At 66.4% G+C, this 24,784-nt stretch carries 17 protein-coding genes and 1 riboswitch; of the genes, 13 read left to right on the top strand and 4 right to left on the bottom strand.

Annotation, left to right across the window (positions count from 1 at the left end; translation table 11 throughout):
- Nucleotides 1-1,294: 1,294 nt before the first annotated feature.
- The 4 genes from BO221_RS54600 to BO221_RS50255 all read left to right on the top strand — a co-directional run bounded on the left by BO221_RS54600 (nt 1,295) and on the right by BO221_RS50255 (nt 4,616).
- Nucleotides 1,295-1,600, top strand: coding sequence for a hypothetical protein (locus BO221_RS54600; RefSeq protein WP_143196165.1), 306 nt, complete (start codon nt 1,295-1,297; stop codon nt 1,598-1,600).
- Nucleotides 1,601-1,714: 114 nt separating this feature from the next.
- Nucleotides 1,715-2,644 (top strand): DUF2381 family protein, encoded by a 930-nt coding sequence (locus BO221_RS50265; RefSeq protein WP_158080057.1) that lies wholly within the window; start codon nt 1,715-1,717, stop codon nt 2,642-2,644.
- A gap of 188 nt (nt 2,645-2,832) precedes the next feature.
- On the top strand, nt 2,833-4,260 hold the full coding sequence (locus tag BO221_RS50260) for a hypothetical protein (protein WP_143196164.1): 1,428 nt from the start codon (nt 2,833-2,835) through the stop codon (nt 4,258-4,260).
- Complete coding sequence (locus BO221_RS50255; protein ID WP_073568078.1) at nt 4,260-4,616, top strand: DUF2019 domain-containing protein; 357 nt, start codon at nt 4,260-4,262, stop codon at nt 4,614-4,616. The genes BO221_RS50260 and BO221_RS50255 overlap by 1 nt, the downstream gene beginning before the upstream one ends.
- Nucleotides 4,617-5,279: 663 nt before the next feature.
- Here BO221_RS50255 and BO221_RS54595 read toward each other — a convergent pair.
- Complete coding sequence (locus BO221_RS54595; protein ID WP_143196163.1) at nt 5,280-7,019, bottom strand: hypothetical protein; 1,740 nt, start codon at nt 7,017-7,019, stop codon at nt 5,280-5,282.
- Nucleotides 7,020-7,538: 519 nt separating this feature from the next.
- Here BO221_RS54595 and BO221_RS50245 point away from each other — a divergent pair.
- The 3 genes from BO221_RS50245 to BO221_RS50235 all read left to right on the top strand — a co-directional run bounded on the left by BO221_RS50245 (nt 7,539) and on the right by BO221_RS50235 (nt 11,174).
- On the top strand, nt 7,539-8,705 hold the full coding sequence (locus BO221_RS50245) for a hypothetical protein (protein ID WP_143196162.1): 1,167 nt from the start codon (nt 7,539-7,541) through the stop codon (nt 8,703-8,705).
- Nucleotides 8,699-9,046, top strand: coding sequence for a hypothetical protein (locus BO221_RS50240; protein ID WP_158080056.1), 348 nt, complete (start codon nt 8,699-8,701; stop codon nt 9,044-9,046). Before BO221_RS50245 ends, BO221_RS50240 begins: the two co-directional genes overlap by 7 nt.
- A 283-nt stretch (nt 9,047-9,329) precedes the next feature.
- Nucleotides 9,330-11,174, top strand: a complete 1,845-nt coding sequence (locus tag BO221_RS50235) for a bifunctional UDP-sugar hydrolase/5'-nucleotidase (protein ID WP_073568074.1) — start codon at nt 9,330-9,332, stop codon at nt 11,172-11,174.
- A gap of 76 nt (nt 11,175-11,250) precedes the next feature.
- Here BO221_RS50235 and BO221_RS50230 read toward each other — a convergent pair whose 3' ends face one another.
- Nucleotides 11,251-13,716, bottom strand: coding sequence for a WD40 repeat domain-containing protein (locus tag BO221_RS50230; protein ID WP_073568073.1), 2,466 nt, complete (start codon nt 13,714-13,716; stop codon nt 11,251-11,253).
- 262 nt (nt 13,717-13,978) lie between these two features.
- Between BO221_RS50230 and BO221_RS50225 the strand changes: the two genes are divergently transcribed.
- Nucleotides 13,979-14,692, top strand: a complete 714-nt coding sequence (locus tag BO221_RS50225; RefSeq protein WP_073568072.1) for a hypothetical protein — start codon at nt 13,979-13,981, stop codon at nt 14,690-14,692.
- Here BO221_RS50225 and BO221_RS57545 read toward each other — a convergent pair.
- Nucleotides 14,640-14,969, bottom strand: a complete 330-nt coding sequence (locus BO221_RS57545; RefSeq protein ID WP_304528737.1) for an SDR family NAD(P)-dependent oxidoreductase — start codon at nt 14,967-14,969, stop codon at nt 14,640-14,642. The two genes, BO221_RS50225 and BO221_RS57545, sit on opposite strands and share 53 nt — an antisense overlap.
- Nucleotides 14,970-15,129: 160 nt before the next feature.
- Nucleotides 15,130-15,200: riboswitch (S-adenosyl-L-homocysteine riboswitch) on the top strand.
- 69 nt (nt 15,201-15,269) lie between these two features.
- Between BO221_RS57545 and ahcY the strand changes: the two genes are divergently transcribed.
- Together ahcY and BO221_RS50210 are read left to right on the top strand one after the other, a co-directional pair.
- On the top strand, nt 15,270-16,688 hold the full coding sequence (gene ahcY / locus BO221_RS50215) for an adenosylhomocysteinase (RefSeq protein WP_073568071.1): 1,419 nt from the start codon (nt 15,270-15,272) through the stop codon (nt 16,686-16,688).
- A 78-nt stretch (nt 16,689-16,766) separates the two neighbouring features.
- Complete coding sequence (locus tag BO221_RS50210) at nt 16,767-18,140, top strand: SBBP repeat-containing protein (RefSeq protein ID WP_143196161.1); 1,374 nt, start codon at nt 16,767-16,769, stop codon at nt 18,138-18,140.
- A 106-nt stretch (nt 18,141-18,246) separates the two neighbouring features.
- Here the strand turns inward: BO221_RS50210 and BO221_RS50205 are convergent, their stop codons facing one another.
- On the bottom strand, nt 18,247-20,379 hold the full coding sequence (locus BO221_RS50205) for a catalase (RefSeq protein WP_369866299.1): 2,133 nt from the start codon (nt 20,377-20,379) through the stop codon (nt 18,247-18,249).
- A 407-nt stretch (nt 20,380-20,786) separates the two neighbouring features.
- Between BO221_RS50205 and BO221_RS50200 the strand changes: the two genes are divergently transcribed.
- From BO221_RS50200 to mdoH, 3 genes are read left to right on the top strand one after another with little or no spacing between them, the layout of a single operon-like run.
- Entirely contained in the window at nt 20,787-22,283 is a 1,497-nt protein-coding gene (locus BO221_RS50200) for a glucan biosynthesis protein (RefSeq protein ID WP_083682738.1), read from the top strand.
- Entirely contained in the window at nt 22,271-22,753 is a 483-nt protein-coding gene (locus BO221_RS50195) for a hypothetical protein (RefSeq protein ID WP_073568069.1), read from the top strand. Before BO221_RS50200 ends, BO221_RS50195 begins: the two co-directional genes overlap by 13 nt.
- Nucleotides 22,754-22,767: 14 nt before the next feature.
- A complete protein-coding gene (gene mdoH, locus BO221_RS50190; protein WP_073568068.1) occupies nt 22,768-24,762 on the top strand; it encodes a glucans biosynthesis glucosyltransferase MdoH in 1,995 nt (664 codons plus the stop codon).
- Nucleotides 24,763-24,784: the final 22 nt, after the last annotated feature.

Below are 24,784 nucleotides of genomic sequence, written 5' to 3'. Positions count from 1 at the left end.
TTCTTATACATATAGCCTCTCGGACGAACTGTGGGCGCTGGGGGTGACTCTGTACTGGCTGCTTACGGACGTGCTGCCGTTTGGAAATCGAAGGGAGCCGGGGCTTAATGCTCGCATCCGCTTGGACTCCCCGCCGCATCCTTGCGTCGCCAATCCGCGACTGCCCGAATCGGCCAGCCGCTTGTGTCTGCGCATGCTGGAGAAGGACCCGCAGTCACGCTTTCAAAACCACGACGAGATATGTGGCGCCGTTGAGGCGCTGTTGTCCGCACATGAGGGGGATGCGAGCTGGGATGTGCCGTTGATTGATCCGGAGTCCCCAAATCGTGTGACAACCGTGGGGGGGCCGAACGCGGACAAGCCGAGGAATGAGCAAGAGAAGGAGGTAGCCCAGTGGATAGGCGAGAAGCCCCGGCGGGGGCTTTGGAGGGAGGGCGATGCACTCCAGCCACCCGCGCCGGGCAAGCTGCTACCGCCCGTGGGTTTCCTGGAAGGGCAAGCGCGGGCCTTGCCCGACGTGCCCGCCGTGGACGTAGCCCCTGGGGAGGTGCAGGAGGACGCAGGCGCCGCACCGCCCCGGGGGGAGCCCGCAGGGCCGGTGGGTGGCGCAGCCGCGCCCCCGGTGCAGGGGCGGGCCGAAGCTCGGGCACCGCCCGCCCGCCGGGGGGCCTCGGGCGTGCGCCGTTGGGTGTTGGGCGCGGGGCCCTTCCCCACGGGGCGCCTGCTGCTGGACTTGCTCAAGCGGCCCCCTTTGTCCCTGGTGGCGGTGCTCGCCCTGGTGGCGCTCGTGGTGGGCTCCGTGGGCGCGCGGCGCTCGCCAGCACCCGCCCGGGAAGCTCCGCCCGCCCCGCTTCCAGGGAAGACGGCGCCCCCACCGAGCGCGTCTGCCAGCGATGGGGAGACGGAACGGGCCTCACCCATCCGCGAAGTGGCGCAGCCGCACAACCCAGCCGAAGCTAACAAGGGCGCGGCGCCTGTGAGGGCCCAACCCCCCGCGCCTACTCCTACCGTCATGCTTCGCAAAGAATCCCGCTTGAAGCCCGAAGAGAAGCCCGCCCCCCAGCCGCAGAACAAGGCGCGGCGCTGCGTCCCCATTTTTAAATGGGTATGCACGGCGGCCGGTGTCTGCTCACCCATGCTCACCGGCTGCCCTGGCGCCCAGGTACGCCCCGAGCCCGCGCCCATGGAGTGCCCCGCCGGTTCGAGGGAGACACACACCAAGTTTCACCTTGGCGGGACCCAAGACGTCGTTCTGCAAGGGCACAAGGGGTATGGTGGAGATGAACTCGCCACCATGAAAGAGGGCCCCGTTACCGTGGTGCTCGATGATTGGTGGGACAAGCTGCCCCCCGGCACGCTGCTAACCGGGACGTTGACGGTTGGGGAAAAGCGTTTCTTCGGCCGCTTCACTCAAGCACAGACACCAGACCGGCAGACCTACCCGGTTTGCGTTCAGGTTTACACCTCCGGTTTGACTGGCATGCGCGAAGGTCCAGACTGCCACAGAGGCGTGGGCCTTTGCCTCATGCCCGGCAGCAAGCCGGATGCTTTCAAGGTTTTCCCTCGCTTGGAAGTACAGACAACAAGCCGTTTTGAATAGAGCCGCCCGGGTTGGCCCGGTGCGGTGTTAAGCCGGGCGCCACCGTGCCCGGCGGTTTCACAGGGGCCCCGGTAGTCGGACATGGCTCCGTTTGCATTCTGGAGGTTGATTTCCGTGCTGCCCCCGTTTCCCGGTGCACTCCTGGCGTTGGCCCTCCTCACTGGCACCGCAGAGGCCGCCGAGCCGCCCGGCGTCTCCGAGTGCTCCGCCACCTCTCGGCTTGCCTTAACGGCCGAGTCCACCGAGCAGACGCCCGGCGTATGTGTCACCCCGGACGAGCCAACAACCTTTGTATTTGGTGCTCCGCTGCCCCCCGGGGCGGTGGTGCTGTCCGACAACCGCTCAATAAGCTTCGCGCAAGTCGATAATTTCGTGACTGTCTACCCAAAGCGGAGCCTCTTGGCTGGGGAGCGAGTCAAGCTGACGGTGCGCTTCGCGGATGGCTCGGCCCCGGAGAGTGCAAGCTTTTGGCTGGTGGGACACTCGGTGCTGGGGGCGCGGCGCGTGGAGGTGTTCCGCCACTCGCGCCCGGCGGATGAACTCAAGAGGGAGGCATCCGAGGCACGAGCCGAAGCTCGCCAGTGCCAAGAGGACAAGGCGCGGCTGCTGGCCGAGCGCACCGAGCCGGGCGGACTCATGGGCGCCGCATGGCTGGAGCGCACAAGGGCCGTTCAATCAAAGAACATTCTCGGAGACTTGAGGCAGTACCCTGGCAACGCGCTAGAACTGGCCAAGGCCAGGAGCTACAGCCACCCGGGAAGCGTGGCGGTGCGGCTGAAGCTCCTAAACCCTGGGGCCGAGCCCTGGACAGCGGCGGGGGCGGTGTTGAAGGACTCGACGGGCGCGGAGGTGGAGTTTTCACCATGGCAGGAGGCCGCAATTCCCGCCGGGGCCCCTGGCTTTGTCGTGGTGGGCGCCGAGAGGGAGGCGGGGCAACTCGCCTGCCCCTGCACCCTCAAGTTGTGGGAGGCAGAGGGGCCCCGCACCGTCACCCTCGGGAACGTCACGTTCCCGCCTGTAGAGCAAGGAGGCGAGCGCGAGTGAGTGGCGCCGTCGCCCCATGGGGCCCGAGGGAAGCACAACCTACCCGATGGGTTTTGGGCACCTCACCAGACCCGACGGCTTGACCTAGCTATCAGCCGTTTTCTGTAATCGGCGGGTTTGGCTTCCAACTCGGGCGGCTCGCCCGGAGAGGTGCGTAAATGTCTAGGCATGCCATCGATACTCGCCCCATGGGCACACGGCAGCCCTTGCGAGTGGGGGCGCTGGCCCTGGCGGCGTTGATGCTGGTTACAGCGTGCGCCACGGGAACCCCCTCAGGCGGAGGGCTGACGGCGTACCGTTCCAGCCTGCCCACTCCCGAGGGCTCCTCCGAGGCGTGGACGCTGGAGGCGGAAGCCGACGAAGAAGACACAGGCGACGGCGAAGCCATCTTTTCCAACCTGCCCACGGACTTTCAGCCGGTGAGCGTCAGTGACTCCGAGCTTAGGGCCGCTCTGGCAACGTTTTGGCTCGAAGTCCCGCTGCGGGTGTCCACCTCATGCCCCCCGTTGTACGTCGGCCGGAAGCTGGCGCTAGCGTCCGCGCCTTTGAGCGGCGAAGCGTGGCAATCAGACTTGGCGCAGTCCTATGGGCGATTTTGTGAGCGGCGCGGTAATCCTGGCGACTGTCTAACGTTGTTTGACGATGGGCCCCGCCTGCAAGCCAACGATAAGCGCAGTATCGCCCTTGCCCTGGCGGTGGGGCCCGCCCTGGAAGGCGTGGATGCGGAAGTGCGGGCCATGCTCAACCCGACGCGGGTACTTGCTACTCTCAGCCTCACGATTACAGCCTATATGGCTCTATTGCTTGCACCCGAGCCCGTCACGAAGGGCGTTGCGCTCGCGTTCTCCGTGCTCATGTGGGGCTATCTCGGATGGGAATTCTTCGATCTACTGCGAGCCTATGCTCAGCTTTACGAAGATGCGCCGCGAGCTTCTAGCTTTGCGGAGTTGCGGGAGGTGGGTGACAGGTTCGGAAGAGTCATCGGCCCCAATAGCGTGCGAATTCTCGTCATGGTGGCGACGGCGGCGGTAGGTGAAACGGCGGCGCTCATGTCGAAAGGGCCGAAGCTGCCGGGCTTCGGGCAAGCTTCGCGCACCGTCGAGGCAAACACTGGGCTTCGCCTGATGGATGCGGCAGCCGATGCCGAGCGAGTCATTCTTTCCGTAAACGAGGGCACGATCCGCATTGTCCTGCCAGTCAATGCCGTGTCCATGACTGCGCGGAACGGAGGAGGCGCGCGCCCTGCACTCAAATCCAATGAGCCCACGAAAGGCGGCAGACTTCTTCCTAATGGTCATCGCGCCTTTAGTTCGTTCAGGGCCTTCAAACGTTACATGGGAAAGGCTGGCGACGGGCTGGAATGGCATCATCTCGTCGAGAAGCACAAATTCAACCTCAAGCGTTTCGGTGCCGAGGCTCTTCATAATACTGAGAATATCATTCCACTAAACAAGGATCTGCATGCGGAGGTCAGTGCGTTCTATTCCTCAAAGAGACCCAATATCACAAACTCATACGACTTGACCGTGCGAGAGTGGATAAGAACTCAAAGTTATGAGAAGCAGCGCTCGTTTGCGCTGCTTGCTATGGAAAAGATCAGAGCAGGGGAGTGGTGATGGCGAAGGATATAGAGAGGATTGTAGAGGAGTTTGCGGAGAACGTGGCCGCGCAGACGGAGGCGATAAGGAGAGGAGACGCAAAGACGGGCAACAAGCACGCTAGTCGTTATATATCTGCGCTCAAGAAGCTGCGGTTGAAGGGTGATGCCGGACGTGATGCGCTCGCCGTTCTGCTCAAGCATCCTCGCGCGGATGTACGGGTTAGTGCTGCTGGGTTCTTGCTGCGGTATCGAACGGCGGAAGCAAAAGCAGTGCTGGAGGCTGCCGCCACCGGAGACGGTGTTGCGGCTATTGATGCGATCATGGCCCTGAAACATTGGGAGGAAGGCACCTGGAACTTGGATCCCGGGTGATGCCCGAAGCACGGGCCAGTGGCGGACAGGGCCCGGCAGCCGAAGCTCGGGGTGGTGCTACTCGGATAATCGGAGCACGGGCCGGTGGTGGCCATGGCAGCCACCCCAAGGCCCGCGAGGACATGCACGAAGCACGGGCCGGTGGAGGGTGCCAGCAACCCGGCAGCCACGGCGGGCACCTCGGGCCGTTGGAGGCCACCAGGGGTACCCGTCCAGTCAATGACGTGCTGCGATGCTTGGCCGAACGAGTACCCAGGGCCAGGAATCCGCGCTCCAGGCGTCGTAGCGCGGGCAAGGGCATCACAGACACCACAGCGGGACTTGCGCCGGGGCGGCTTCACCTCCACCACGCCATGGGGCTCGAAGCGGGCTCCACTCACTCGCAGGCCCTTCACCCCCAGCAGTTTCTCCACCCCGATCCGCGCCATCGTCCGCCTCTCCCGCCGCGCTCTTCGTCCCTCCCTGTCCGTACCGGGGCGGCGCGTTATGCAAGGCGACCGCCAGCGCTGGTTCAGAGGGGAGCAGCCCTTTGCGCATCACATTGGTCGTCTCTCGCTGTGAACCACCATCCGTCGAGGGAAACCCACGGGTGCTACAGGAGAGCCGAACAAATGCCCTAATTCAATCGACGAGCGCTGGAAGGATGGAAAACTCAATCCCCTGTCACTTGAAGTCAAGATGTCGTCCACAGTGACCAATCACAATTTTCTTTGCGTCCGGGTCAAACTCAAAATGCAGTCGCCATGTCTCGGCGACACTATCCTTCACGCCAATTTTCAGGTGCTTCCACATGACGATTGGATTGCCGTTGTATTGAAAAGTACGAAGCTTTTGAGCACCTTTGCGACCCTCGACAGATTCACTTTCCCTTGAAGCAAAGGTAGCACTTGAGAAGCATTTCTTGCCAGCCGAGTCACCGCCGTTTTGGATCTCCACAAAGTATTCTTGGACGAGAACAAGCATGAGTTCAAATGCCTTTTCCGGCTTCTGAAAAGCTGCGGACTCTTTTGCTGAACTCCATGCGGATGGCAGAATGATCACCCGATCCGAAAACAATGCGTTCAATACATGAAGAGCTTGCTCAAGTGACCGAGGACCACCTCGCAGCACGTCGCGCAGAGCCTCTTTTTGTGGGGCGTTCAGGCCATTGTTGGTTGTTTTCAGAAGGCTTGCCAAGTGAACTGAGGCAAGCTGCTCTTTATGTTTTGATTGGTCACGTTCTTGCTCTGCAATCTCAAGAAGCTGGCGCAATTCATTGATCTCGGCTTCGTGACGGATGACGTCACGCTCCCAAATTGTTCGCTCTTCTTGTGCCGTTCTAAGTTGATGCCGAAGTTCGGCGATCTCTTGTGCATGAATCTCACTCTGAAGTTGAAGATTTTTTGCGTTTGCTGTCTCTCGTTGCAGGAGTGTCTCGGCCTGTGCACGACTTTCATTGCGATCCCACTCCTCAAGAATTGCAAAGAATCTAGGAGGAAGAGCACGCCAAGTAATTCTTTCGGCAACTTCTCCAGCTAGCCGTTCGGTGGCAGTCGAGCCGTAAGTCTCAAACCGCTCAGGAAACCACAGATAGTGGTCGCGAGGGCTCCGACTTTTCTTGATGCCGGTCTGATAAACCCGCGCTGCTCCATCAAAACAGTGACCATACTCACGATCAAAACCCAACTCTTCAAATGCATCCGCAAACAGCCATGTGGCGTCATCATCAAGCTTGACGACAACGGCTTGAGTGGAGAGGCGTTTCGCTAGCACGTCCGGGTCGACGAGAAAGGTGTTTGAGTCTTTAAGCGCCGACACAACCAAATAGGGATGGGAGCGATTGTCATCCATGAGCACGTGGCGCACAAATGTCTTCGCCTCGTCCTTTCGGATGTGAATCGGGCCTTTCGTGAAAAGATCTCGTGCGCGTGGTTTTGCGCTTGGCAGAGCGCAGAGATTGCCGACAACAATAGGGGCCCCGGCGACAGGCCGAAGGTTTAGGTGCGGTGGTGAAGCTCTACCAGTGGCATGTTCAACAAGAATGCCTTTTGATGTGGTTTCACTGGTAATGCGAACAACTGAGTGCCACCAGATGTCGGGCTTTTGGTCGTCTCGGTGCACGAATCGCAGAAGAAATTTTTCTGCGTTATGTCGCACGGTAAGCTCGCATCCATTCGACAAAATCGGACTCGTGCCGTTGAGCAGTGCCTCTCGATTGAACTTTGAAGGTACGCCTTGCAACTCACGAGAAGACCGTCGTTTCTTGTAGGCTCTAACTCCTTCAACCCAATCCAGGTACTCATGAATAGCCTTCTCAAGTGAAAGACCATCCAAATGAAGCGACGTGAAGTAGGTGGGTGACAAAACAACACGAGGGAGCAATGGCTCGGTCGTGGAAAATCCGGGTTTGAGCGTTTGGGTCATGCATAGATATTAGCTTGGAACCAACTTTGGCCATATCTTTGATTTTTTGAGAAACTGTGTGACGGCGAAATTTCAGTGCCCATGTCTGTGGGGCGGGCGATCGTCGTCCTCGTGCATTTGTACAGTGTTGCTGGAAGCGCGGTGGGATGCATGGGGCCGTTAGCTGCGTGGATTGAGCCACAAAATGCTACGTTGCGGATTAGCATTGGTGATGCAGCTTAGTAGGATATAGATGGATCGTTGGGCCCGTCGCTCGCGTTCGACAAAGCGGCAAAAGGGACCAAAAAAGGACCAAATCGAACGGACGCGCCTGGACTCTCCCGGACAGATGGGCGCCCCATGTTCAGAGGGAGAACGGGGGTGTGCCTCTGGTCCCGAGTGGGGGCGGCTCCGCCCTTGGCGGCTTCGATTCCCGCCGCCTCCACCAGGGTGATGATGGGGAGGCATGCCGCTTTCATGATGGAGTCATGTGGCCCGCATGACGAGGGGTGGAAGGTGCTCATGGGACGCTCGTGGACCATGAGCGCTCACCGTCTTCTCGCCTGTGTCCTCCTGGCCACTCTCCAGCTCGCCTGCCAGTCACAGCAGGCCGCGAGGAGGGATCGTCAGTCGCTCCATCGGCTCTTCCATGAGCCTCCCCCCCGCTGTGACACGGTGCCGCAGTGTGTCGCCATCGCCAGTCGCGAGCCCGAGGTGTTCTCGCTCGCGTTGAAGAGGATGCTGGTGAAGCCGTCCCTCTCCACGTTGGTGGACGGCTTCGACTATCAGCACGAGCGCCCCACGGTGACCCGGCGCGTCCAGGAGCAGCTCTGGCCCCTGCTCCATGGCGTGCTGAAAGAGGCCGTCGCGAATCCCTCCCGAGGGGACGTGCCCCCCGAGCTGATGGGCCGCCTCTTCGCGCTCGCCGAGCACGAACTGCGGTCGCCGAAACCGGAGCCCTTCCCGTGGGGGTTGGAGCTGCTGAAGTCCCTGGCGAAGCTCCCCGAGGGGCGCGCGTTGCTCGTCCAGCGGCTCTTCGCGGGTGAGGACGCGATGGCGATCGCCGCCAGCCTCGTGCTCCTGGAGCAGGAGCCCGACCCCGCCAGGGAGCCCGCGGTCTCCACTCGCGCCATCGAGGTCCTCTGGGGGTGCTACCTCGCGCAGCGCACCCGGGGCACCTATCTTCCGGAGCTGGAGTCGGCTCGCCAGCTTCCGAAGCTCGTCACCCAGACCCTCCAGGCGTTGCCCGTGTTCCACTCCCGGGTCATCGCGCAGGTCGAGGCGGACGCCGAGCGCGGCACCGTGTACCCGTCCGACTTCAGCCTCTACAACGGGTTCCTGTACGGCCGAGGGCTCTCGTGTAAGGAGCCGCGCCTCCGGGGTGTCTTTCTGCGATTCGCGGCCGCCGGCAGCGCCGATGCCGTGTATTCGCTGCTCGGCTGCCTCGAGGGCATGTCCACGCAGGAGGTGGCGCAAGTGGTCGCCCTCTCCCGCTCCTCCTCGAAGAAGGTCCGGGTGGAGATCATCCCCGCCCTGGGGACGCTGGCGCGGGAGCATGTCCCGGCTCGAGAGGCCCTCCTCGAGGTGCTCCAGCGCGATGAGCCGGAGAGGTGGGGGCAGCCATCGATACCCTCGTCAAGGGGGCTTCGTCACCCAGGACGCTCCCCCTGGACTGGCGAGAGCGCGCGGTGGCCGGGTGGTTGCTGAAGGTCCCCGCCAGCCGCTTCAGGGAGGGCGCCTGGCACTGGCCCCTCGGGGGGGCCCTCGAACTGGCCGAGCAGGTGTACCGGCGGCGCTTCCGGCCCTATGAGCATCCGCGACCCATCATTTGCGACAGCGGGAACTTTCCCTCCGAGGTGGAGTCGCAGAGCCTGGAGGATCAGATCGCCTTCGGACTCGAGCCGCCTTTCTCCTCCGAGCAGGCGCTGGCGCGGGACCGCCGGAGCGAGGAGCGGTGGATGACTCGGGATGGGGTCAAACTGCTGGAGGGCCGGGAGCGGTTCTCCCGGTTTCTCGACTGGTCCGAGGGGCGGCGCTCCACCTGGTGAGTCAGGGGAGATGACCGGCGAGCTGAAGCCCGGCACGGCGGACCGCCAATGCCGCTCCCTTCACGTACACCAACACCCGCCGCCTGCCTCCACACCTCACACAGACGACTCCCGCTACGAGCAAAGACAGACATCGCTTCTTGTGCATGGACATGTTCCTTCCGCAAGGAGATGAGCGCGAACGTTCCCGGGCAGAAGAAACATGCGATTGCAATGACCCGTGGGGACTCGTAGGAGGAACGCGCCCGGGAATTCCATCCCGGGTCCTGCGAGGTCACCTGTCATGTCTCCACGTTCTCCAGTCAGCCGTCGCCGCTCGGCCCTCCTCTCCCTGCTGGGCACCTGTGCCCTGCTCCCCCTCACCGCTTGCGACGAGCCCGAGCCCCAGCCCGAGCCCCCGCCGCCGGTGGATACCTCGCCGCGCACGTTGCGGCTGATGCAGACGAGCGATCTGCACACCAACATCCTCCCCTGGGACTACTTCACCGGAAAGCCGGACCCCCTGCGCGGCCTGTCCAAGGTGGCCACGCTCGTGAAGCAGGCCCGGGCGGAGCAGCCCGAGTGCAACCTGCTCATCGACACGGGCGACACCATCCAGGGTACGCCGCTGGGCACCTACTACGCCCTGGTGGACAACGCTCCCCAGCACCCCATGGCCGTGGCCATGAACGAGCTGCGCTACGACGCCATGGCGCTCGGCAACCACGAGTTCAACTACGGCCTCGACGTCCTCTCCAAGTTCAAGGGCGAGGTGGGCTTCCCCCTGCTCGGCGCCAACATCCGCCACAGCTCGGGCGGCGAGGCCTTCACCCCCTACCTGCTCAAGGACGTGTGCGGAGTGAAGGTGGGCATCCTCGGCCTGGTGACGCCCGGGGTGACGACGTGGGAGCGCGCGGAGAACATCCCCGGCCTGCGCTTCGAGGATCCGCTCGCGACGGCCCGGGAGTACGTGCCGAGGATGCGGCAGGCCGGCGCGGACGTGGTGGTGGTGGCCATCCACAGCGGCCCGGACAAGCAGCCCACCGGCAGGGCCACCGATCCCGCCTCCTGGCTGACCGACTACGCCGACCCCACGAAGTGGGCCGACCGCGGCAACCTGCCCGGCGAGAACCAGGCGGTGCAGATCGCCCAGCAGGTCGAGGGCATCGACGTGCTGCTCACCGGCCACACCCACCAGCCCATCCCCAAGATGCTGCTCGAGAACACCCAGGGCCAGGACGTGCTGCTCATCCAGCCCAACCGCTGGGGCAGCCACCTGGGCGTGGTGGACCTCTCGCTCGTCCACGCGGACGGCCACTGGAAGGTGGAGGGCAAGGACTCGCGCCTGCTCGAGGTGAACGCCAGCGTGGAGCAGGACGCGCGGGTGACGCAGCTCACCCAGGGCCACCACGACACTACCCTGAACTACGTGAGCAGGAAGATTGGCACCACCCGCGCCGCCTTCCCCGGGGGTTACGCCGCCCGCTACGTGGACAGCTCGCTGGCCGATCTCATCAACGCCGTGCAGGAGCAGGCCGCCGACGAGGCTGGCTTCCCGGTGGACTTCTCGATCGCCGCGCTCTTCACCGATGATGGCCTGCCCGCTGGCGACATCACCCTGCGCGACGCCTACAGCATCTACATCTATGACAACACGCTGTATGTGATGGAGATCAACGGCTCCATCCTGCGCCGCGCGCTGGAGCACAACGCCGGGTACTTCGTCCAGTGGAACCCCAGTGCCCCGCCCGATGCCTCCAGACCGGAGGCGGCCAGGGTGAGCAGCGTGCAGCACTACAACTGGGACCTCTACTCGGGCATCGACTACGGGTTCGATCTCACGAAGCCCTTGGGCTCGCGCCTCACCCACCTGAGGTTCAAGGGCGCGGACGTGCGCGATGACGACGTCTTCCACGTCGCCGTCAACAACTACCGGGCCGGCGGCGGAGGCGGCTACTCCATGTTCAAGGAGGGCCGGGTGCTCTGGACCTCGGCGGATGGCGTGCGCGACTACGTCGCCCGCTACCTCCAGAACCACCCCGGCGTGGACCCCAACGACGTGAACGCGTGCAACTTCTCGCTCACGCCCAGCGTCTACGACTACTACTTCCAGGCCACGCGCGGCCCGGTGAAGTGCTCGGTACCGTAGTGAGCGCGCGCCCTCTCCCCCCTGGGAGAGGGCACCTCTGGAGGGGCCACGTCGAGCACGGCAACGGGTCCTGGACTCACGCCCCGCCCTGGGCATCGTGAAGCCGCAACACATACAGGAAGTCCCGAAGGGTGCGGCCCCGGGCCACGACGAGCCCATCGCGCAGGATGAGGTCCTCCTCCAAGACGTCCGGGAAGTACGCCATGGGCACGGGGTCCGTCCGGCGATGGAAGGCGACGGGGCCCTCCCCCAGCACCTCCCAGTACTGGCGGCGCGTTACCTCCTCGGGCTCCGCGTTGCCCTGAATCACGGCGCGAGGCGCCCCCGTGGCGAGGTCGAAGAAGCGCGTGGTCTGGTCATCGGAGCGGGTGACCAGCCAATCCCCCTCCATGGCCACCGAGAACGGCATCGCCGGATGCGGCACCTCGTACAGGAGCCCTCCCGTCCCCGCGTCGAAGAGGCGCACGCGATCGTCCAGACTGCACGCGGCCACCCGGCCGCCATCGTCGGACAGCCGCACCGCGATGACAGGCTCATTGGAAGGCTGGAGGACGCGCCGGAAGCCCGCGGATAGGTCGAAGACCTCCAACTCCCCAGAGGCCCGGCCCACGGCGATGCGGGGCGCGCGGGCCGCCGCCGCGTACGCGGGCGCGGGCTTCAGCATCGCCTGGGTGTCGAGCACCAGCGCCCCCGTGCCCATGTCGTGCACCATGAGCCGGGAGGCCTCTGCATGGCCCGAGACGACGTAGGCCCCATCGGGCGTGAACTCCACCAGCGAGACGGGCGTCACCGGCCCCTTCAGGGTGTGCCGCAGCTTCCCGTCCGCGACGCGCCACACCCGCACCACGCCGATTTCGATGACCGCCGCCAGCCACTGCCCGTCCGGCGAGAAGGCCATGGGCGGCTCCAGCGTCAGCTTCTTCGACGCATCACGCCCCTCCAGCGGTGGCACGGACAGCTCCCGCACCGGCACGAGGCGCTCCACGTCGATCAACTGGACGCCCCGCCTGGGAGGCTCCTCGTGGAGATGCAGGACGGGGTAGGCGGCCAGGGCGCCGTCCGGACTGAAGCGCCAGGGCTGCAGGCCGGACTCGTTGGCCTCGGCGGGTACCGCCCGCATGTGTCCCCGGGCATCGATGGCGAAGGCCGCGTCGTACCGCTTCGCGATGGCGATGTTCCCCTCCGCTCGCCCCCAGAGGTTGACCACGCGGTGCTCCTCGGCGAGCAGGGTGGGCGGCGTGGGCGCGTGGAGCTCGCTCAGGAGCACGCCCCCGTCGGCGGCCGTCAGCGCGAAGTGCTTCAGGTCCGGCGAGAAGGCCGCGCCGCGCTCGTGGCCATCCGAGGCATAGGGGCGCGTCCACAGCGTGACGCCGTCGCCCAGCTCCAGCAACTCCAGCCGGTCATACCGGAGCAGGCCCAGGCGCGACGTCCCCAGCCAGCTCACCTGGGAGTAGCGCCCCTCCCCCTTCAATCCCTCCATCCGCTTCCAGTCCCGCGTCCGCGCCACGGCGACGCCGTCCAGGGCCGCCCAGGCCAGCCACTCGCCATCCGGGCTGAAGGCCACCGTGCCGACGGACGTGTCGGAATCCAGCCGCGCCACCTGCGCCCCCGTCTCCACGTCCCAGACGCGCACCGTGTCGTCCGAGGCACCCGAGGCCAGCCAGCGCCCCGAGGGATGGAACGCCACGCTCAGCACCGACTGCTGATGCCCCTGAAGCGTGCGGACCCTCTTGCCCGAGGCCACATCGTACAGATGGATTCTCCAGCCGAGGTTGCCCACCGCGAGCAGCGTCCCCTCGGGGCTGAAGGCCACCGACGTCACCTGGCCCTCCTGGCCGGTGAAGGCATGCAGTTGCGCTCCCGTCTCCGCGTCCCAGATGCGCGCGTCGTGGTCCCTCGAGCCCGACGCCAGGCGCTTGCCGTCCGCGCTCCAGGCAATCCCTCGCACCTCGCCCTCGTGGCCCTCCATCACCTGGAGGCTTCGGGCGGTGGCCGCGTCCCAGACGCGCACGTTGTGACCATCCGACCACGAGCCGGTGGCCAGCCGCGTCCCAGACGGGTCGAACGCCGCGCACAGCACCTGGGAGTCGTGCCAGAGAACCTCGTCCACGCCTTCGAGGGCGCCGCGCAGCGGAAGCAGGGACTCCACCCAGGACGAGCCACCCGCCGCTTCGCGCTGCCGTCGCCACTGCGCCGCCAGCGAGTGCAGGTGCGCCTCCGGGTCGCTCCAGGGCTTCGCGCCTGCCCCGGAGTAGTGCGCGGCGGCATCGGGCGCGTCGTACCAGCGCAGCCGGTTGTAGAGACACTGGAAGAGGGCCTCGGGGTGCGCCCGCAGGAAGCCGGCGTCGAGTGCGATGGCCTTGCGCAAGACGCGCAGCGTCTTCGGGCCCACCGTGGGCCCGTCCTCCCGCGGCACGCGGGCGTCCTCGGGCGTCTGGGCGAGCGCCGAGTCCAGTGCGGCGAGCAGCGCCTCCACGCCCTGGGTGCTCAGGAGGTGTTCGAGGGTGGAGAGCTCGGTGAGGGATGCGAGGTCGTGGGGCATGGCAGTTCCTTCGCCGCGAGACGCGAGGGGGCGCATTCTCGCGGCGACTCTCTCCCGGATTCAATGGCAGACGAAGGCCGCTGACGGGAGCCCACGAGCTGTGAGCCATGGCCCGATTCACGAAGGGGCGCAGTGACGATATTCGTCCCCCAGGTGACGCAAATTGTCCCTTGCCCTCCCCCCGGCGCTCCTGAAATCACCACTTTCAGGGCTGGCCCACGTCATGCAGTCCGGCGACGAACCGCGACGAAAGGCCCCCTCCATGCCCCGCAGCCCCTTGCTCCTCCTCCTCGCGACCCTCGCGGCCACTGCCGCCGCCGCTGCCCCACCTGTCGACGACGGGTATGACGACGGATATGAGGAGACCGAGGAGATGCCTCAAGACGAGCTCGAGGGCTCCAGCCGCTTCTCGCTCATGACCGGCTGGCGGTATGCGCCCAACGGCCGCTTCTACGACATGTACTACGCGCGCCCGAAACACCAGGGCCTGGAGCGCTCTCGAGGCGCCACCGGGGGGCCGCTGCTGATGGGCTGCTTCGCGTTCTCGCCCATCAACCTGATCGAGGTGGGAATCGATCTCTTCACCACCTACGAGCGCATGGAGTTCACCGGCCAGCCCGGGCTCAACGCCGTCGGCGTCGGAGCGATCATCGACGTGCGCTTCCAGCACAAATTCGAGTTCGGCCGCTACGGGCTGGTTCCCTCGGCGGGAATCCTGCTGGGGCCGACGTTCGTGGCCTCGTTCTTCGATGGCGGGTATGCGGTGGAGAGCGGCTCGCAGTCCTTCGGAGTCACAGCGGGAGCCACTCTGCGCCTCTCCGACGTGTGGGGCCTGCGCTTCGATTACCGGCTGGTCACCGGCCGGGGCGAAGCGGAGGACATCGGCTCCTTCGATGCCGGCGGGAGCTGGTTCTCCGTGGGCATCAACTACCAGTTCCCCACGAAGCCAGCCCGGCCCCTGCGCCGGATGTTCTGAATGGTCCCACAGCAGGGGTAGCTACTGCGCGACGATTCCCCCGTCCACCGGAAGCGCGGCTCCCGTGATGAAGGACGCCGCGCTCGAGCCAACGGATGAAGCGCGCCTCGCCCCCCTGCTTCTGGATGGCCGCCACCGTCTCCTCCCCTCCCTCCACGTTCACGTCGGAGACGATCACCCTCGCCCCCTCGCGCGCGAACACCGCCGCCGCCGCACGGCCAATCCCCGAGCCCGCCCCCGTCACCAGCGCTGCCTTGCCTTCCAATCTCCTGCTCATGGATGTCTCCCCCAGTTCCCGGCCACTCGCTGTTCCGGCCGGCTCCACCCACCGTGACAAAGAAGCCCGCCCGGAGGAAGTCTTCGTCCACCCCCTCGCCCGGCGCCTCGGGGGGTTCACTTCTGTGGCGGCACCCCACCCTCTTGTTGTAGGGTCCGCCCACCCTGAGGAGCGCTGCAACGGGGGTCCCTCCCCGCCAGGCTCAGGTTCGTGCAACGGCGCTCGCTGACTCGTGGCTGGATGCCCGGGAGGCGAGCAGGTCCCGTCGCCCACATCCAGCCCCCTGCCGAGGAGCACCGCATGAGGGCTGCAGTCGATCTGTCCAAGTTCACCGACTACCGCATCGCCGACATCAAGCTGGCCGACTGGGGCCGCAAGGAGATCGCGATCGCCGAGACCGAGATGCCCGGTCTCATGGCCATCCGCGACGAGTTCACCAAGACCCAGCCCCTCAAGGGCGCTCGCGTCGCTGGCTCGCTCCACATGACGATCCAGACCGCGGTGCTCATCCAGACCCTGGAGGCCCTCGGGGCCGAGGTCCGCTGGGCGTCCTGCAACATCTTCTCCACGCAGGACCACGCCGCGGCCGCCATCGCCGCCGGCGGCACCCCCGTGTTCGCCTACAAGGGCGAGTCGCTCGAGGAGTACTGGGAGTACACCCACCGCATCTTCGACTGGGCCGACGGTGGCACCCCCAACATGATCCTCGATGACGGCGGCGACGCCACGCTGCTCATCCACCTGGGCACCCGCGCCGAGACGGATCCCTCCGTGCTCAACAACCCGGGCAGCGAGGAGGAGACCATCCTCTTCGCCTCCATCAAGAAGCAGCTGGCGGCCAAGCCGGGCTGGTACTCGAAGATCCTCAAGAACATCCAGGGCGTCACCGAGGAGACCACCACGGGCGTGCACCGCCTGTACCAGATGGCCAAGGAGGGCAAGCTCAAGTTCCCCGCCATCAACGTCAACGACTCGGTCACCAAGTCCAAGTTCGACAACATCTACGGCTGCCGCGAGTCCCTGGTGGACGCCATCAAGCGCGCCACCGACGTGATGATCGCCGGCAAGGTCGCCGTGGTGTGCGGCTACGGTGAGGTGGGCAAGGGCTCGGCCCAGGCGCTGCGCGGCCTCCAGGCCCAGGTGTGGGTGACCGAGATCGATCCCATCTGCGCGCTCCAGGCCGCGATGGAGGGTTACCGGGTCGTCACCATGGAGTACGCGGCGGACAAGGCCGACATCTTCGTGACCGCCACGGGCAACTTCCAGGTCATCACCCACGATCACATGAAGCGGATGAAGAACAACGCGATCGTGTGCAACATCGGCCACTTCGACAACGAGATCGATGTGGCGGGCCTCAAGCAGTACCAGTGGGAGAACATCAAGCCCCAGGTCGACCACATCATCTTCCCGGACAAGAAGCGCATCATCCTGCTGGCCGAGGGGCGTCTGGTGAACCTGGGCTGCGGCACCGGCCACCCCAGCTACGTGATGAGCTCGTCCTTCGCCAACCAGGTGCTGGCGCAGGTGGAGATCTTCTCCAACCCGGGCAAGTACAAGCCGGGCGTGTACATGCTGCCGCGGCACCTGGATGAGAAGGTGGCCCGCCTCCAGCTCACCAAGCTGGGCGCGGAGCTCACCGAGCTCACCGACTCGCAGGCGAAGTACATCGGCGTCACCAAGGAAGGGCCGTACAAGAGCGACCACTACCGCTACTAGAGATCCGCTCTCGAGGTGAGGTAGCAAGGGCCCCGGCCGCCATCAGGCGAGCCGGGGTTCTTCTTTGGGGGGGTACGCATGTCCATCCGGTTCGGTGTGGTGCTTCTGGGATTGGCCCTGACGGCCTGCGAGGACAACGTCAAGCCGGCGCCCGCCGGGTGCTTCCAGGTGCCCACGGAGTCCCTGGGCTGGAGCTGGAGCACGGAGGGATTCCAGACCGGGGCGGCGAAGAGCGAGGAGTTCCTGGACGTGGCCATCGACGCCCAGGGGCGGCTCTACCTGGCCGGGTATGAGAATGGAGATGTCGGAACGGAGCGATTCGATCCCTCGGGAGATTCGAGGGGTGTTCTGTGGAGGCTGGGAGCCGGAGCCAGCGATGGCTCGAGAAGCTTCGACCTCCCGGGCACGACCGAGTCCCTCGATGCGCTGACCTTCCACCCGGTCACGGGCGCGCTCTACTTCGCGGGCCGCACCACGGGGGCCTTCGACCGGGCGCACGGTGCCTCCGCGGATTTCACCCACCTGGGCCAGCAGGACGTCTTCGCCGGTTCCGAGCAGGACGGAGTCCTGTACCAGGGGGGCTCGATACGCCCACAGCACCCGAACCGGATCGCCTTCGATGCCCAGGGAGCGCTCATCGTCAGCGGGTTCGACGACTACTACGTGCCTTCCGGGACCACCTACGTCGAGCGGTGGGATGACCCCTTCTTCATCAAGCTGGAGCGGCCAACGGAGGGGCTGACGTTGAACGAGCGCTGGTTCCGATCGTTCGACACCAGCGCGCTCGACCGGCTGGGCGGTCTGGCCGTGGACACCCGGAGTGACTCGAGCATCTACGTCACGGGCAACGCCGAGAATGGCTCCACGCGGGGCTCGTTCGTGCGGAAGATCGACCCCGGCACCGGGGAACCGGGTCCTCTCTGGCGGCAGTCGGCAATCAGCATGGACTCGATGCAGGCCGCCCACTTCCGGGAGGATGGGAATCTGCTCATCGCCGGCTCGACGTTCGGAGTGATGGGGCCGCGCTCCTCCGGCGGACAGGACGTGGTGGTGCGGTTGCTCAACATGGACCCGGAGAAGGGAGCCATCGGTGAGCCCCTCTGGACGAAGCAGTACGGCTCACCGGGAGCCGACTTCGTGACGGACATGGCGGTGGACGCCCAGGGCAACATCATCGTGGTGGGCGAGACGCTGGACTCGGTCCTCGAGCAGGATCCCACGGCCAACAAGGGCAGTTACGACGTCTTCATGATGAAGCTGGATGTGAACGGCGACCGGCTCGACGTCAAGCAATGGGGCAGCGCGGGAGATGACCACCCGAACGCCGTGGCGGTGGACGCGTGCGGAGAGATCTTCATCGCCGGCTACACGACGGGCACCCTGCTCTCCTCCTCTGCCCAGGAGGGCGAGCGGGACGCCTTCCTCATCACCACGGCCAGACGGAGGGAGTGACACCGCGTCCAGCACCCGGCAGCCAATCCCGCCCCTCGTCGCAACTTCTAGCGAGGGGCCGCACCTCCCAGCCCGCGTGGGCCGGGAGGTCATCCTCCGGGTGTGATCAGCCCGAGATCACATCCTTGTCGTGACGGGCCCAGTGCCGGTGCTGCGCGATGGCCGCGATGAACTTCGTGGCGAAGTCCTGGCCTCCCGCTTCACCCACGACGACGCCCAGCGCCGGGGTGGACACGCCCGCGGTCTGCAACAGCTCGGCGGCCTCCTTCGTCACCCCGATGGCCTTGCAGTGACGGTAGGCCTCCTGGATGAAGTGCACCGAGTCTCCGTCCTTCTTCAGCACGGCCACGCTCGCCTTGCCTCCGGGCACGAAGACGGCGTCGTACTCGAACGAGCCCGTGGTGAGCGCGCTCTTGTCCACCTTGACCGGCTGCCCGTCCGAGCCCTTCACCGTCCCCAGGCGCCGGGAGATGATCACCAGCTCACCGCCCGCCTGCTCGATGGCCGCCTTCGTGGACTGGAGATCCGCCGCGTCGAAGCCATCCCCCACGAGCACGCCGATGCGCCGCGTCTTGATGGAGTCCTTCTTCTGGTTCTCCTGGCTCAGCGCGGGCGATTTGTCGATCACCGGCAGCCCCAGCGTGTCGGCCACCTTCTCGAGCTTGCCCTTCACCGCCGTCATCGCGGGCACCGTCATCCCCAGGCCCTGCGCCACCTCCGTGACGAGCTCCGCGTCGATCTTCGCGAGGATCTGCTCGATCACGCGCTTGCGCACCTCCTCCCGCTCGACCTTTCCCAGCTCGAACTGGAGCGCCATGATGATGTGCTCGCGCTCGGGCTTGGACATGCTGCGGAAGAACAGGCCCGCCTGGCTGAAGTGATCCTGGAAGCTCTCCGCGCGCTGGCGCACCTTCTCGCCCGCGGCCTTCTCCGGGAAGTGCCGGTAGCCCCCCTTCTCCGCGGCGGCCATGAACGGGCAGCCGCCCCCCAGCGAGTTGGGGAAGTAGTTGGCCCGCCCCGCGTCGATGGTCTGCCGGTGGAAGCCGTCCTGGTGGAAGTTGTGGACCGGCGCGATCGGGCGGTTGATGGGAATCTCCGTGAAGTTCGGCCCGCCCAGCCGCGTGAGCTGCGTGTCCATGTACGAGAAGTTGCGCGCCTGCAACAGCGGGTCATCCGTGAAGTCGATGCCCGGCACGACATGCGCGGTGCAGAACGCCACCTGCTCCGTCTCCGCGAAGAAGTTCGTCGGATTGCGGTTGAGCACCAGCTTGCCCACGCGCCGCACCGGTACGAGCTCCTCCGGGATGATCTTCGTCGCATCCAGCAGATCGATGCCCAGCTTGTCCGCGTCCTTCTCCTCGATGATCTGCAGGCCGAGCTCCCACTCGGGGAAATTGCCCTTCTCGATGGATTCCCACAGGTCGCGGCGGTGGAAGTCCGGGTCCTTGCCCGCGAGCTTCTGGCTCTCGTCCCACACGAGCGAGTGCACACCGAGCACCGGCTTCCAGTGAAACTTCACGAAGCGCGACACGCCCTTCGCGTTGACCAGGCGGAAGGTGTGGACCCCGAAGCCCTCCATCATCCGGTAGCTGCGGGGAATGGCCCGGTCGGACATGGTCCACATGATCATGTGCGCCGTCTCCGGCACGAGCGACACGAAGTCCCAGAAGGAATCATGCGCGGTGGCCGCCTGGGGCATCTCGTGGTGCGGCTCGGGCTTGGCCGCGTGGACCACGTCCGGGAACTTGATGCCGTCCTGGATGAAGAAGACGGGGATGTTGTTGCCCACCAGATCCCAGTTCCCCTCCTCCGTGTAGAACTTCACGGCGAAGCCCCGCACGTCCCGCACCGTGTCCGCCGAGCCTCGCGAGCCCGCCACGGTGGAGAAGCGCACGAACACAGGCGTCTTCTTGGACGGATCCTGGAAGACCTTCGCCTTGGTGTACTCGGCCAGGGACTCGTAGACCTGGAAGTAGCCGTGCGCCGCCGAGCCTCGCGCATGCACCACCCGCTCCGGGATGCGCTCGTGATCGAAGCGCATGATCTTCTCACGGAGGTGGAAGTCCTCCAGCAGCGCGGGACCCCTGGCCCCGAGCCGTAAGGAATTGTCCGTATCCTCGACGGGAACACCCTGCCCCGTCGTCATCCGCTGGCCCGTGGGGTCCGAACGGTTCCTCTCCAGTTCCTGGTCCTTGCTGTGCTCGCTGATGTTCACCGTCTCCGGGGTCTTCTTGTCCACAGGCACTCCTCCTAGGAGCCCTCCGGGGTAAACATCGGTTCACTGGCATGCGAGCGCCCACCTCCGCGTGTGAGCAGGCCCTGCCGGTTGGAGAACGGATCACTCCCGGACCTGTGCAGCACCACCACCGCCAACGCTGTCTCGCTGTTGTGGACCAAACGGACAGCGCCTCGCCTGGCGCTGTTCCTCTCCTCCACACCCCTCGCCCTCCGCTCCCCGCTCGCGCCTCACGGCGGCGCCACGCCAACCCCCCGAATTTATTTGAGCAACAACGAGATTCTCACGCTGTGTTGGGAAAAATAACGGGGATTCCCAGACATCCGGAGTGCGCGCGGTGAATGGCACGGGGGCTGCTACGTGCCCGAACGCAACGCGTCACCGCCCGGAGGGAGTCGGAATTGAAGTCGATGAAGTGGGCTGTACGAGGAGCGCGTGTGGCCTGTGTGCTCGGCGCTCTGTGGTCCGTGGTGGCCGTGGCCACACCCAAGCCCGCGTTCAGCGCCGAGCGGGTGCGGGAACGGGCCCGGGAGTTGTCCGGACGCCCCTACCAGGCCCCGGTGGCGGCCCTCCCTCCCGAGTACGCACGGCTCTCGTACGACCAGTACCGCGACATCCGCTACCGCAACGAGCGCGCCCGGTGGCGCGACGCCGGCCTGCCCTTCCAGGCGCAGTTCTTCCACCCCGGCTTCCTCTACACCTCGCCCGTCACGGTGCACGAGGTGGTGGGCGGGCGCGTGGAGACGGTGCGGTTCTCGCCGGACCTCTATGACCATGGCGCGCTGGCGCCGGCCCCCGCGCGGATGGAGGGCTTCGCGGGCTTCCGGCTCACCCACCCGCTCAACCGGCCGGACCACTTCGACGAGGTGGTGTCGTTCCTCGGGGCCAGCTACTTCCGCTCCCTGGGCCGAGGCAACGTGTACGGGCTGTCCGCGCGCGGGCTGGCCATCGACACGGCGCTCCCCGAGGGCGAGGAGTTCCCCTCGTTCCGCGAGTTCTGGCTGGAGAAGCCGGCGCCCGGCGCGGACCGTGTCGTGGTGCACGCGCTGATGGACAGCCCGAGCGTCACCGGCGCGTACCGCTTCGTCATCATCCCCGGCGAGCGCACGGTGATGGAGGTGGAGGCGTCGCTCTTCGCGCGCAAGGCGGTGAAGCGGCTCGGGGTGGCACCGCTCACCAGCATGTATCTCTTCGGGGAGAACGACCGTGGCACCCCGGACGACTTCCGGCCCGAGGTGCATGACTCGGACGGGCTCTTCCTGAGGACCAGGGGCGGCGAGCAGTTGTGGCGCCCGCTGCGCAACCCCGGCCAGCTGAGCGTCTCCAGCTTCCAGGTGGACGGCCCGCGCACCTTCGGCCTGCTGCAACGCGATCAGGCCTTCACCAGCTACGAGGACCTCGAGGCGCGCTACGACAAGCGTCCTGGTGTCTGGGTGGAGCCGGTGGGCGATTGGGGCCGGGGCGTGGTGCAGCTGGTGGAGATCCCCACCCCGGAAGAGGTGCACGACAACATCGTGGCCTACTGGGTGCCCGAGGCGCCCTTCAAGCCCGGCACCGAGCTGCGCCTGGGCTGGCGGCTGCACTGGGGGAGCACGCCGCCCGAGCCCTCCACGGTGGCCCACACCACCGCCACGCGCGAGGCGGCGGGCAGTACGCCCGGGGCCCGGCGCTTCATCCTCGAGTTCTCGCGCGGCGGTACCGAGGGCACGGGCCCGGTGGAGGCGGTCGTCACCACCTCGACGGGCCAGGTGCTCCGCCCCACCGCGCAGCACAACGACGTCACCGGCGGCTGGAGGGTCACCTTCGAGCTGCTACCCGGGACAGGCGCCCCCGCAGAGCTGCGCTGCTTCCTCCGACGTGGATCCGAAACCCTCACCGAGACTTGGAGTTACCTATGGACCCCGTGATGACGCCGACCTTCTTCCCCTCCTCCTCGGACGCACGCGAGGCGCTCGATGCCTTCTTCGAGTCCTTCGGCTTCACCACGGACGCGGACCTCTCCCGGTTGTCGGCGTGGGTGCTCGGCACGCGTGGCCAGGAGACGCGGGACGCGGTGGAGCTCGCCCGGGCCCGGATGGAGGACTGGCTGTCTGGAGTGCTCGGCGCGGGCCTCGCGAGGGGTGGCGCGCTGCTGTCCCGCGGCCGTGCGGCCTTCGTGCTGAGCGATGCGGCGCGCTGGGGCGCGGACGTCCTCACGGAGGGCCCGGGCGAGGTGCCGCCGGAGCTCACGCGGGCCCTGCGCGCCGCGGTGCCCGTCCCCGCGCCGAGGGAGCTGCCCGCGGTGATGCCAGAGCAGCAGCTGGTGCTGTGGCCCCTGGGTGAACTCTTCCGCCGCTGGTGGCGGGCGGGCGAGCCGGACGTCTCCATCTCTCGCTGAGCCTCGGGAGCACCATGCACGCGCATTCGTTCTCGCCCGACACCACCGGGCTCCGGCGGGGGTGTGTCCTCGGCCTGGCCGCGGGCTCCACCCTGCTCGGGACGTGGGAGATGTACTGGCTGCTGAGCGACTGGGGACTCACCGCTCCCGAGGCGGTGATGCTGGGCCTCTTCGCCCTGTGCTTCGCCTGGATCTCCCTGTCCTTCTGGACGGCGGTGGCGGGCTTCCTCGAGCTCGCGCTCGGAGGGCGGGCGCCGGGCCTCCGGTGGCCGGACGCGAAGGAGGAAGCCGCTCCGCTGAACGGCCGCACCGCGGTGGTGATGCCCATCCACAACGAGGATCCGGCGTCGGTCTTCGCCAACGTGCAGGCCACGTACGAGTCCCTGGCGGCCACGGGGCGGCTGGACTGCTTCGACTTCTACGTGCTGAGCGATTCCACGCGCGCGGAGGCCTGGGTGGCCGAGGAGCTGGCGTGGGCGGACCTGTGCCAGCGGGTGGGCGGACAGGGGCGCATCTTCTACCGGCGGCGCTCGGACAACACGGGGAAGAAGGCGGGCAACCTCGCCGACTTCTGCGAGCGCTGGGGCCGGCGCTACGACTTCATGGTGGTGCTGGACGCCGACAGCATCATGTCGGGCGAGACGCTGGTGAAGATGGCGCGGCTGATGGAGCTCAACCCGCGCGCGGGCATCCTCCAGGCGCCGCCGCGGTGCGTGGGGAAGACCACGCTCTTCGCGCGGCTGCAGCAGTTCGCCGGGCGGGTGTACGGGCCGGTGGTGGCGGCGGGCGCGGCGGCGTGGCAGCTCGGCGAGTCCAACTACTGGGGCCACAACGCCATCCTGCGCGTGTCCGCCTTCACCGAGCACTGCGGGCTGCCGGTGCTGCCGGGGCAGCAGCCCTTCGGCGGCCATATCCTCAGCCATGACTTCGTGGAGGCGGCGCTGATGCGGCGCGCGGGCTACACGGTGTGGCTGGTGCCGGAGCTGGACGGCAGCTACGAGCAGTCCCCGCCCCACCTGCTGGCGTACGCGCAGCGGGATCGGCGCTGGTGCCAGGGCAACCTCCAGCACCTGCGGCTGGTGCTCGCGGGCGGGCTGCACCCGGTGAGCCGGGCCCACTTCCTCATGGGGGTGATGTCCTACGTGGCCTCGCCGCTGTGGCTGCTCTTCCTGCTGGCGGGACTGGGGGCGGCGCTACACGGCCGCGTCGTGGACCTGGAGGCCTCCATGCTCGACAGCGAGGGCGCGCTGTGGCTGATGGGCGTGTCCATGGCCATGCTGCTGCTGCCCAAGGTGTTCGGACTGGTGCTGGCTCTAGCTCGGAAGGAAGAGGCGGAGCGCATGGGCGGCCGGGTGCGGCTGGTGCTGAGCGCGCTGGCGGAGATTGGGATGTCCACGCTGCTCGCCCCGGTGATGATGCTCTTCCAGTCGCACTTCGTCTTCGGGACGCTGCTCGGCTACCGGGTGTCCTGGACGAGCCAGCAGCGCGATGATGAGGAATTGCCGTGGGCGGAGGCGGCGCGGCGCCACGCGGTGCACACGCTGGTGGGAGTGGTGCTGGCGGCGGTGGTGCTCGTGTTGTCCCCGGGGCTGCTCGCGTGGCTGTCGCCCGTGGTGGCGGGGCTGTTGCTGTCCATTCCACTGTCGGTGTGGACAGCGCGCGCGTCGCTGGGCACGTGGGCGCGGCGGCACGGCCTGTTCCTCATCCCCGAGGAGTCTGACTCTCCACCGGTGCTGACCCGGGCGCTCGAGCTCGCACAACGGCCACTGGAGCCGGTGGAGGACGGACTGGATCGGGTATTAACGGATCCACGCGCCCATGCCCTGCACCTGGCACTCCTGGAGTCGCTGCCGGGCTCGGGGGCTGCGCCGCTCGTACTCGCCTCGGCACGCCGCAAGCTATTGGAAGGAACGCCCGGGCCTCTTTCCACGCAGGAGAAGACGGCGGCGCTGCTGGACGCGGAGACGCTCACGCAAGCGCGGAGCCGGTACGCCGTCCGCTTCATTTGATTGCGCGAGAGCCCGGAACGTC

The sequence above is a fragment of the Archangium sp. Cb G35 genome (genome assembly GCF_001896145.1).
Taxonomy (GTDB): Bacteria; Myxococcota; Myxococcia; order Myxococcales; family Myxococcaceae; genus Archangium; species Archangium violaceum.
Note: the sequence above shows the minus strand (reverse complement) of the source record. Positions and strands in the feature narration are given on the sequence as shown.